This is a genomic window from Paenibacillus sp. A3 (genome assembly GCF_001399685.1).
Taxonomy (GTDB): domain Bacteria; phylum Bacillota; class Bacilli; order Paenibacillales; family NBRC-103111; genus Paenibacillus_G.
In genome coordinates this window covers 1-11,487 of record NZ_JTHN01000236.1, presented here as the reverse complement: position 1 = coordinate 11,487, position 11,487 = coordinate 1, and the positions used below count along the sequence as shown (strand labels likewise).

At 54.7% G+C, this 11,487-nt stretch carries 8 protein-coding genes; 2 read left to right on the top strand and 6 right to left on the bottom strand.

The features are described from left to right. Positions 1-82: 82 nt before the first annotated feature. From QJ48_RS30110 to QJ48_RS30085, 6 genes are all read right to left on the bottom strand, one after another. A complete protein-coding gene (locus QJ48_RS30110; protein ID WP_054977046.1) occupies positions 83-1,729 on the bottom strand; it encodes an extracellular solute-binding protein in 1,647 nt (548 codons plus the stop codon). Between the two features lie 98 nt (positions 1,730-1,827). Further along, the gene (locus tag QJ48_RS30105) at positions 1,828-2,706 is read right to left on the bottom strand and encodes a carbohydrate ABC transporter permease (protein WP_054977045.1); all 879 of its coding nucleotides are present in this window, start codon (positions 2,704-2,706) and stop codon (positions 1,828-1,830) included. A gap of 19 nt (positions 2,707-2,725) precedes the next feature. After that, on the bottom strand, positions 2,726-3,712 hold the full coding sequence (locus QJ48_RS30100; RefSeq protein WP_082420735.1) for a sugar ABC transporter permease: 987 nt from the start codon (positions 3,710-3,712) through the stop codon (positions 2,726-2,728). Continuing rightward, entirely contained in the window at positions 3,709-5,388 is a 1,680-nt protein-coding gene (locus tag QJ48_RS30095; RefSeq protein WP_054977044.1) for an extracellular solute-binding protein, read from the bottom strand. Before QJ48_RS30095 ends, QJ48_RS30100 begins: the two co-directional genes overlap by 4 nt. 180 nt (positions 5,389-5,568) lie before the next feature. Then, positions 5,569-7,818, bottom strand: a complete 2,250-nt coding sequence (locus tag QJ48_RS30090) for a helix-turn-helix domain-containing protein (protein WP_054977043.1) — start codon at positions 7,816-7,818, stop codon at positions 5,569-5,571. Between the two features lie 223 nt (positions 7,819-8,041). Next, positions 8,042-9,340 (bottom strand): MFS transporter, encoded by a 1,299-nt coding sequence (locus QJ48_RS30085; protein WP_054977042.1) that lies wholly within the window; start codon positions 9,338-9,340, stop codon positions 8,042-8,044. 222 nt (positions 9,341-9,562) lie between these two features. Here QJ48_RS30085 and QJ48_RS30080 point away from each other — a divergent pair, with 222 nt between their 5' ends. Then, entirely contained in the window at positions 9,563-10,210 is a 648-nt protein-coding gene (locus QJ48_RS30080; RefSeq protein ID WP_337589642.1) for a TetR/AcrR family transcriptional regulator, read from the top strand. A 49-nt stretch (positions 10,211-10,259) separates the two neighbouring features. Beyond that, a partial coding sequence (locus QJ48_RS30075; RefSeq protein ID WP_054977041.1) for an extracellular solute-binding protein occupies positions 10,260-11,487 on the top strand: 1,228 nt, incomplete at its 3' end.

Below are 11,487 nucleotides of genomic sequence, written 5' to 3'. Positions count from 1 at the left end.
AAAAGAGGAACATGCAGGGCGGGAAGCCGGCCGCCTCCCGCCCTGTGGGAACAGCCGGACAGACATGCTGCGCAGGGGAATCTTATTTGTTGGAATACAATTTCACGGCGTCTTCGCCGAATTTATATAAATCCTCCAGCATAAATGCTTTCGGCTTGTTCTCCGCGTACCACTTGGCGTAGAAATCGTCCACCCGGGTGCCACCGGCCTTTTCCCATAACTCCTTCGCGTCTTTGTAAGCCTGCTCCGCCGTATAGCCGCTTCCGCCGACAACCGCCCTAATCCAAATATCCTTGAGCTGCTGGTCGGAATTTTTGACGATGATGGCAAGCTCCTGCGGCAGCACGGGCAAGTATTCCGGCTTCAGGGTAGGGATCGGCCGCTCTCTCGAAACGTAGGCGGCATTGGCCTCAAGCGCCAGCTCGCGCAATTCCTTCTGCGTTTCCGTCTTCTGCGGCCGGTAGGAATCGAACCCGCATTTGCCGTACAGCAGCCGGGAGGCCATCATACCAAGATCGGCCGTATATGATACTTCCTTCTTGTTCTTCTCGGCGTCGATCGGCTGCGGGCAGCCGTTCTCGTCCTTGCTCCAATGCGTGCCTTCCAAGCCGTATTGAATGGTTAACGCGTTTTCCGGTTTAATCATAAAGTCGATGTACTGCATGACCGACTTCGGGTCTTTGGCGGCGACGTTCAGCACGCCGACCATCTGAATCGGGCTGCCGACCGCCGGACTGAACTGGCCGAATTCGGATTTCGGCAACGGCAGGATCGCAAGCTTGCCGTTCGGATTGTTTCTCTTGAACGTATCGTAGTCCTTCTCGCCCGGGAAATCCTGAAACAGATACATGCCGAGCTTGCCGGAGAGGAAATCCTGCTTCGCCTTCTCCCCGTTTTTATCCGTCAGGAAATCTTTGTCGACCACACCGGCGTCAAACAATGTCTTCTGAAACGCGACCGCCGCGGCCAAACGGTCCCACTCGTGAACGAATTTGTCATTCTCGAAGCGCCACTGGACTTCTCCGAACCCGAACATATGCTGAATGATCGCGGGGGCATTGCCGCTCAGATTGAGACCGAACGTATCGTTTTTGCCGTTTCCGTCCGGGTCCTGGGCTGCGAACAGCTTCGCTACGTTAAAAAACTCTTCCGTCGTCTTGGGAGCCTGGAGGTTCAGCTTCTGCAGCCAGTCCTGTCGAATGTAAATGCGGTGCCCCGCGGTAAGCGGGGAAATTCGGCCGATTTCGTACATTTTCCCGTCGTCTTTGGCCGCCAATTTTTTTAACTGGGGAAACTGTTTCATCAGCTCTTTATACGTGGTGCTGTATTTCTCGATGACCTCGTCCAAAGGCATAAGCAGCTTCTGGGCATACCACTGGTTTCTGTAGCCCGTATCATATTCCAGGATCAAATCCGGAGCCGCGGCGCTGGCGAACAAGGCGTTGAACTTCTGGAAAGATTCCCAGCGCGGAACCGGAACATATTTGACCTGAACCGGACCGTTCTTGTTGATCCATTCGCTCCAGCGGTTCTTGTCCCAGTTCCCTTCTTCCGGCGGAATGTTATTCCGGTCGTAGATCGACACCGTCAGGCTGCCTTTCTTTCCTTCCTGCTGACCCGCCTTGTCGTCCGGCACGCTGCTGCCGTTGCAGCCCGCCACAAGCATACCCGCCGCAAGAACGGCGGCAGTGCTTGTCACACAGGCGTTGTTCCATCTAATTGCTTTCATCGATGAACCCCCTCTGCAAAATATGCACTTTCTCCCTTCGGGGTTACCTCAGCAGCCCTGCCGTTGTTGCCCAAACTGCCATCCCCTTCCCTACAACCTTATCCTTTGACCGCGCCGATCATGACCCCTTTGACAAAATACTTCTGCATAAAGGGGTACACCAGCAGCAGCGGGACAAGCATTACAACCACACCCGCCGACCGGATCGATTCGGGCGTAATCAACTGCTCCAGCTCATGCTGCTGCAGGTTGTTCAAGCTTTGCAGCAGCGACTGATTCGCGATCATGTTCTGCACCATGACCGCCAAATTGTACTTGGCGGGATCGTTAATGTTGATTAACAAGCCCTGGAACGCGTTCCAGTAGCCGACGCCGTAAAACAGCGTCAGCGTCGCCAGAACCGGCATCGACAGAGGCAGGACGATCTGCATCAGCAGCCGCCAATCGCCGCAGCCGTCGATCCGGGCGGCCTCTTCGATTTCGGCCGGCACGTTCTCGAAAAACGTTTTTAGCACCATCAGATTGTAAGCGCTGATCAAGCCGGGAAGCCAGAGCGCCCAGTACGTATCGATAATGCCCAAGGAGCGATTCACCAGAAAGGCCGGAATGGTCGGAATCCCGAACAGCATCGTGAACACGATGGCCAGAGTGAACGCTTTTCTCGCATAAAAATAAGCTCTCGACAGCGGGAAAGCGGCCAAGATCGTGAAGACCATGCTCAAGACGACGCCGACTCCCGTGATGACCACGCTATTTTGGAAGCAGTTGACAATCGGCGTCCCATCGATCAGCGCTTTATAGGAGTCGAGGCTGAACCCGACCGGCCAGATCCCGACGAAGCCCGAGGCAATGGCGGAATAGTCGCTGAAGGACATCGAGACGATGTTAAGCAGCGGCAGCAGACAGCTGAGGCCGGCCGCAACGAGCAGCAGATTGTTCACGCAGTGAAATATTTTTTCTCCGAACGATAGCTTCATCGTCGCCCTCCTTGTTCGCTCACCATAACGATTGGTTGAATTTTCTCGCGATCCGGTTTGCGCCGACGACCAGAATGAGCCCGATCACGGATTCGAACAGACCCATGGATGTCGTCAAGCTGTAAAGCCCGTTTTGGATCCCGATCGTGTAAATGTACGTGCTGATGACGTTCGATACGTCCGACACGACGGCGTTCTGCAGGTTGTAGATCGGATCGAAGCCGACATCCATGACCCGCCCCATCGCAAGAATCAGCATGATGGTCGCCGTCGGAACAATGCCGGGCAGGGTGACGTGCCAAATTTGTCTTAGCTTCGAGGCCCCGTCCATGCTCGCCGCTTCGTACAGATGCGGATCGATCGAGCTCATCGCGGCCAAATAAATAATGGCGCCGAAGCCCGCATCCTTCCAAACGTTCGAGCCGAAAAAGATCGTCAGCCAGGAGCCGGCCTGATACAGAAAAGGGTACTTCGCGCCCGTCCATTGCTCCAGCAGCGCATTCACGACGCCGGCCTGAGACCCGAACAGCGTAACGACAATCCCCCCGATAATGACCCAGGAGAAGAAGTGCGGCAAATACAAAAGCGTCTGCACCGTCTTCTTCCACCACATCCTGCGCACTTCGTTCAGCATGACCGCGACCAGAATCGGGAACGGAAACCCGATCACAATGCCGAAGAAGCTCAGCAGAAAGGTGTTTTTCACAATCTGAAGCGTCTGGGGGTTGCTGAATATGATCTTAAAATTGTCCAGACCGACCCACGGGCTCCCCCAGATGCCCTGCATCAGGTTATACTGCTTGAAAGCGATCACATTGCCGAGAATCGGAATATACCGGAAAGCTACAAAAAAGGCGATGACCGGAATAAACATCAAAATTAACGGCACATTTTGCTTCAGCCTTTTTCTTTGGAGCCTGCGGACGTTAGTATGGGCCTCGGACGGTTTCATCGGATACGACAGCGTCTGCTTTTGAATAGGATCATCCCCTTTCCACGCTTTCACGGATCTGTTCTTCCCCGGTTAAACTGCTGAATCTGCTCGTCGAAGGCGTACAAATCGTCGAGAAGGAACAGCGCGTTCTTGTTGTCCGCGTACCATTTCGCATAAAAGTCGTCCACCTTCGCCCCTCCGGCCTGCTCCCACACGGCCTTCGCTTCGCCGAGCGCCTGATCCGCCGTAAAGCCGGGACCGTTCACGATCGCCTTCATCCAAATGTCGCCGCGGACAACACCCGTTCCGATCTGCTTCTCCACATTTTTCACGACAATCGACAACGCGTCCGGAAGCAGCGGCAGAGCCGTCGCATTTAAGGACGGGACCGGACGCTCCTTGCTGATGTAGGCCTTCTTCGCCTGGCTGTTCAACTCGCTCAGCGCCTTATCGGTTGCCGACGGGTTCTCGATGGAATCTCCGAAGGCGCATTTTCCGAACAGCACCTCCGAGGTCAGCATGTTCAGATCGGCGGTATACACTTCCTTCTTGTTTTTTTCCGGGTCGATTTTTTGCGGGCAGCCGTTGCTACCTTTGCGCCAATGCAACCCTTCGAGGCCGTTCTTGATGACGATGGCGTTCTCCGGCTTGACCATGAAATCGATATACTGGATGACGGCCTTCGGGTCCGCCGCTTTGGCGTTCACGGCCGCGACCATCTGCACCGGCGCCCCCAGGACCGGGCTAAATTGGCCGAACTCGCTCTTCGGAAGCGGCAGAATGGCAATCTTCCCGTCCGGATTGTTTTTCTTGAACGTGTCGTAATCGCTGCTGCTGAGGCCTTGATGCAAATACATGCCCAATTTGCCGCTTAGAAAATCCTGCTTCGCCTTTTCCCCGTTTTTATCCGTCAGGAAGTCTTTGTCGACTGAGCCTGCATCGAACAACGTTTTCTGGAAGGCAACGGACGCCTTCAAACGATCCCATTCATGCACAATGCGATCGCCTTGGATGTCCCAATCGTTCAGACCGTGGCCGAACATGTGATTTACGATCGTGAAACCGTTTCCACTTAAGTTGACGCCAAACGTATCCTTTTTTCCGTTGCCGTCCGGATCGCGATTGGCGAAAGCTTTGGCGACCTGCAGCAGCTCCTCGGTTGTTTTGGGCGCTTCCAGCTTCAGCTTTTGCAGCCAATCCTCGCGAATATAAATCGCGTGGTTCGTCGTCAGGGGAGTGACTCTGCCGATTTCATACAGCTTCCCGTCGTCCTTGGTACCCAGCTTCTTGAGCAGCGGAACCTTGCTCATCAGCTCCTTGTAAATCGTGCTGTGCTTGTCGATCAGTTCGTCCAAGGGCATCAGCAGCTTTTGGGCGTACCATTGGTTGCGGTAATTCGTATCATACTCCAGAATCAAGTCCGGAGCGGCAGCGCTTGCGAACAAAGCATTGAATTTCTGCAAAGATTCCCAGCGCGGAACCGGAACGTATTTGACATCGACCGGCCCGTGCTGGTTGACCCATTCGGTCCAGCGGTTTTTGTCCCAATTCCCTTCCTCCGGCGGAATGTTATTCCGGTCGTAAATGGAAACCGTAATGCTGCCTCTCTTGGGTTCCGTCTGCTGGGCCCCAGCCCCTTTCTTCGCCCCGGACGTGTCTTGGTTGCTGCATCCGGCTGCCAGCGTTCCCGCCGCCAATACGGTGGCCACGCTTAACACAACCCCTCGATTCCGCCCCTTTTTGTTCATCGATCGACTTCCTCTCCGCCATGTACTTGCATCCCTCCGGGTGAAGCCGCAAGGAATGTATGCTCAATGTAGCGCTATCCGAACTGGAAAATCAATCTACAAGATTCACCCCGTTAGCCTAAAGGAAAAAGGAGCGATAAGCTTATTTCGCACCATATGCAAAATGGAAAAAGCCTTCCGTCACGAAAGGCTTTTCCCGTGTTTTTTCCTGTACTCGCCGGGGGTGGTGCCCTCTACTTTTTTGAACGCGCGGATAAACGAGATGACGTGCAGGTATCCGACTGCGCTGGAAATTTGCTGCAAAGACAGCTGCGTATTTTCCAGCAGTTCTTTGCTTTTTTCGACCTTGACGCCGACCAAGTAATCAACCAGCTTTACCCCGAATGCCTCCTTGAACAGACGGCTTACATATTTGCCGTTCAAGCCGAATTCCTCGCAGAGCAGATTGAGGGACAACTCCGGGTTGGCATACTCCCGCTCGATGTAGCTTCTCACTTCCCGAATGACGGTATATTTGCTGCGGCTCTCCTGAAGAAGCCGGATTTTCTTTTCGGTGTCCGTTAAGATATCGAGAAATTGGCTCTCCACCTCGTCGAACAAGTCGAACGTATGCAGCACTTGGTTGAGCCGCGGCAGCGTCTCCGTCTTCCAGATCTCCCGGACATTCGGCGGAAACTCCATCATCTCGCGATACAAATGATAGATGAAGTAATTCATCAGATTGACATGCTCTTCCCGGGAGAAGAGCGTCTCCTTGACCTCCGAAAAAATCTGGCTGTAGATCGGCCGCCAGTCCTCTCCTCCGGTCCGAAACGCTTGCGCCAGAGAGCGGATCAGCTGCAAATGCCGGTACGGCTCTCCTTGCAGCTTCAATCCCCTTTCGTTGTGCGGAATGACAAGATTCAAGCCCAGGCTGGATTTATAGGCCAGCGCCGCCAAAGCTCCGGCATATGACTGTGGAATATCGTCCACCTGCGCCATGCACGGCCCGACGCCGACGGTGACGGTAAAGTCCAGATTTTTTTCTACCCACGCCCTTGCGCTTTCGGCCAGCGATGCGATAAGCTGTTCGTCTCCGTTCTGCGCGTCCGCCATTTGAAACAGCACCGTCAGCCGTTGATCCGCCGTCCACTCCGGCCATACCGTGACCGGCAGCGGCTCGGCGATTTCTTTGACCACGCTATTCAGGACGAACTTCAACAAGTATTGGTCCCGTACGGAATATCGTTCCTTCATCGCGGAATATTTGTCAATTTCAAATACGGCCAGGCCGATGCTTGCCACAGGGGACCGCGTCCAGAACAGCTCCAGCTCCGTCGCCCAATCCCGCGGGTTCGCAGGCCGCCGGCCTTCCAGCAACTGCAGGAAAAAATGCCGCCGCCGGTAAATCACGTCCTCTTCGTGCAGTTTCTGGTACGCATTCGATTGTTCGATCAAATTATCCAGCGCCTGCTCGATAAAGTTGAACTCGTCCTTCGCTTTCTTCGTCAGCTTGCTGCTCTTGTGCATCGAGTACACATTGATCCGCGAGATGATCGATTCGATCGGCTTGTAATTCCGCCTTGTCACGTAAGCCATCCAGACGGTGCCCGCCGCCACAACGACGAAACCCGAAACGATCCAAAGATACGAGAATACCGAAGCATAGCGGAACAAGTGGTTATCGTATACCCCGCCTTCGTACGACCATCCTGTATAATCGGATACGAAACGCGACAGCACGGTCCCTTCCTTGCCCTTATTTTCGGGAAGCGGATCGATAATGAGATTGCCGTTCCGGTCTTTAATTTCCACAAAGCTGACCTGGGAGCTCGACATGCCGGCAATCATTTTTTGAATTTCCCGCACGGCGATGTTGATGACGACGATCCCTTGCTCCCCGGTCAGCAGCGGATATTTTCTTACGATGGAAATAACCGAAGCCGGCGGCCGGTTCTCCGAATCGTGGGCGTCCGAGTAGGTTCTTCGCTCGGATAACGTATAAGGTACGCGCGAATCCAGATGCCCGGTCAGGAAGGCCCGGTCTCCGAACTTTTCGAGCGGAACGAACACGGCGGGACTGATCACCATGCCGTCCGAGAAACGGTATAAATAGACGGAGTCGATAAAGCTGTTAAACGTGACGAGCTCGTTTATTTTTTTGGAAGCTTCATAAGTGGAGAAATAATGTTGCGAACCGGCGTTCCCTCGAAAAAACGTGCGGAGCTTGTCGTTCGTCTCGATTTCATGGATCAGCATGCCGTCCGTTTCGCGCAGCGAATGGTCGATCATCTGGATCACATGCCGGACGTACATCTGGTTGGCACTCATCGTTTCTTTTCGGGAGAGGTCGCTAACGAACAGAAAGGCGAGCAAAATTAAAACGGAAGTCAAGCTGAAAAAGATCGGAAAATAGGAGAACAGCAAACGGTAAAACCATGTTTTCTTCATAATCCCCTCCGGGACGAATTCTTGATCATGCTTCGCCGCGCCTCATGCAGTACTCCCGGGGGTTCATCAAACAATCGTAGGTGAGCGGCTTTTTCTCACCCTATATTCTAGACTATAAATTGGCACTTGGCATCCTTTTTTTCCAATTGTAAACATGCCCTGCGCGGCCGGGGATCCGAGCGGCTTCTCTCCATACGATATGCAGCCGGCGCTTGAATCATAATCAGTTCGAGAGGTGTACGGCACCGCGGCCGTTGCCGGAGCTATGGTCCTTCGATAAGGAGCGTCCTTGATTCAGCACCGGCATCACGGAACGGAGCATCAGCAGCCCGGCCATCCCGGTCATAAAAATAATGAGCGCCATCCCCCAGCCCGGCAGCACGCCGCCGAGTATGATGTTGAGTCCGCCCAGGATCATGCCTCCACGGTGCGCCATACCGTTAATCGCCATGTAAGAGCTGCGCGCGTGATCCGGCACGATGTTCACCAGAAGCGCCTGGCTGAGCGGAACGTAAATCAGCTCGCCGACCGTCGCGACGAACATCATCAGCACGAGCAGCACCGGCTGGTTGCTGTACGCGAGAAAGCTGTATCCGGCGATGTTGAGCACAAGCCCCGCGTACATGATCCGCGAATCCGAGCGCTGCTTGATCAGCGCTGCGATCACAAGCGACAGCAGAACGACAAGCAGCGTATTCTCGGTCCGCAGCACTCCCAGCATTTCCATACCGTCAATCTGCCAGTCCGTCCATGGCAGCCACGGCGTCGACCGCATTTCTTTCTCCAGACGAATCGCGATATAGTCGACCAAATTAATCTCCACGGAGTAGAGGAGCACAAAGGCGCCGACATAGACCATAAACACTTTGTCGCGCAGCACTTGCCGGTAGTTGGCCCACAGCTTGCCTTTCTTCGGCTCCGCCGCCCCGGCTGGGCCGCTTTCGGGCCGCTTCCAGGCTTCGGTGATGAAGACCCAGGTGACGGCGAAGGAAACGAGCGTCATGAGCCCGACGGCGAGAAACAGCTCGAACAAGTAATCGGCGAACAGAACGGCTCCGATCATTCCGGCAGCGGCCATGGACAGATTATTGGTCCAATACGTAATCCGGTACATCGCCTGGCGGGCATGCGGCTCCGTCACATCGATCAGCATCGCCTCGATGGCGGGCTTGTGCAGGCCCCAGCTCGCGCTGACGACAACCGTCATGACGAGCGTCGCAACCGGGGATTGGCACCAGGGCGAGTTGACGAAGGCCATGACCAGATAAGCTCCGGCGATCGCCGCTTCGGAGATCAGCATCATGCGCTTGCGTCCGACCCGGTCCGCATAATAGCCGCTAAGCGTGGCGCAGACAAGCCCAACCACGATATTGAAGATCGCTACGAGGCCTGCGGTCGTCGCCCCGAGCGTTTTGGCAAAATAAACGGACATGAACGGCACGACCATGCTGCCGAGCGCCCCGGTCAAAAAGCTCATAATAATACGAAGTTTAACGTTTGGATGAAAATCCTGAAATCTCATTGCGCACTCCTTGGTCACGGAAAAAAAATAAAAAAACGTACTTGAATAGGTTATCCTTGGAAACCGTGGCGGTCAAGGGAAGGTTTGGTTTAGGATAATTGTCCGCCGGCGGAATATTCCTGCGCCACAGCCCTCTCCCATCCGGTTCCTCCAGTTCTCGAAGAGGGCTTGTTTGTTTTACGGCAGGCCGAATGTCGCCCATCTGAAAAGGAGGGATTTAGCATGAGGATGCAGAAGTATTGGGGAGTAGGAATTTTTTGGGTAATTTACAACAAAACGATTGACGGAGTGATGGTTATCAACGAAACCTACGCCAAAATTTTGGAAACCGCCTACCGGCTGTTCGCGGAGCACGGGTTTGACAAAACAAGCTTGTCCATGATCGCCAAAGAAGTGGGAATTTCCAAGCCCGCGATCTATTACCACTTTATTTCCAAAGATGTGCTGATTGACGTTCTCTTCGATGAAATCGCGAAGGAAATCGATTTTTCGAAATCCTTTTCCATCCAGGACTATACGAAAGACAACTTCGAAGCGAAGCTGCTGGCCGACGGCTGGCGGATGATCGAGGAGCAGCGGCAGGACGAATATTTCCCCCGCATCCTGAACGAATACCTGATTCGGGGCTCCCGCAACGAACCGAAGTACGAGCAGCGGTTTCACGCGGTGACCGAAGGATTCGCCAGCGGGTTCGAGGAGCTGCTGACGCACGGCGCGAAGCTTGGTGTCGTTCCGGACGAGCGGATTACGGCCAAGGCGCATATGCTCACGATGGTGATCGACAACATCGGCAACTTTATGATGATCGGCTTCAAGTTCAACTATGAGGACATCTGGCAAGAGGCGGTCAAAAGCGTCCTTCGGAGCTAGGGATAAGCAAGTAAGCAAAAAAGCCAAACCACCTTTTCCAAAGGAGTAGATGGCCGTGAATGCGAAACGGATTCGTTTCTCCGTGCTGCTCGCATCGATCCTTAGCATCGTCGGACTGACTTCATGTTACCGGATCGGCAATCCGGAAGCCTCTCCGCCGGAGCCGGTCTCCGTCGTTCTGAACAGTTTGGGCTTCACGTTCCCGAAGGGCCTGAACGAGAACCGCAACCCGTATCTCGACTACATCAAAGAGGGGACGAATCTGGATATCCGCGTCCTTGTGCCGCCTTCCGAAGGATATGAAGTGAAGCTGAACGCGCTTATGGCTTCCGGCAATCCACCGGATATGCTGAGCGTGTTCAGCGACGTCTGGGTCGCCAATTATGCCAAGAGCGGCCTCCTCCAGCCACTGAACGACTACATCGACCGCTACGGCCCCGCGCTGAAGGCGAGCATTCCGAAGGAGGCCTGGGATAAAGTCACGTTCAACGGCAAAATCTATGCGGTTCCCAGCGTCAACGATGTACGCGGCATCGAGCTGATGTACGCGCGGAAGGATTGGCTGGACAAGCTCGGCCTGAAGCCGCCGCAAACGTTGGAGCAATACTACGAGATCATTCGGGCGTTTGCCCGCAGCGACCCCGACGGCAACGGCAAGCAAGATACGCTCGGACTGATCCTGATCGAAAAGATGGGACGGTCCTCCCCTTTCTTCGGCGCGTTCGGCGTCCAGCTCGGCCAATGGCTGGAACGGGACGGCAAGCTGGTCTATGCGGACATTTTGCCCGAAACAAAGGAAGCGCTTACTTTTCTCCATCGCCTGTACGCCGAGCGGCTCCTCGATCCCGAATTTCCGATCAACAAAAACCGGAACCTCGATCAAAAAGTCGCATCCGGTCAAGTCGGGCTGTTCTCGGCGACCTGGTACGATACGCGCGGACCGATTGAGCTGAACCGGAAAAACGACCCGCAGGCCGAGTGGATTCCCCTTGATTACCCTGTCGGACCGGCAGGGCGCAAGGGCACCTACGAGACATCGCTGATCCGCCAGTATCAAGTCGTTCCCGCCCATAGCCGCCGGGCCGGGGCCGTCATCCGCATGCTGAACTTCATCGCCGGGGAGGGCAGCCGCGAGTTGAAGCTCGGCTTCCGGAACCAAGTCTGGAGCGAGCGGAACGGACGCATCGTGACCGACTTTACGGAGCACGACAAGCATCTGTACCGGGGCATGTACTCCTCGCTCGTCGATGTGCCTTCCCCGGCCTTATTGAAGGAGC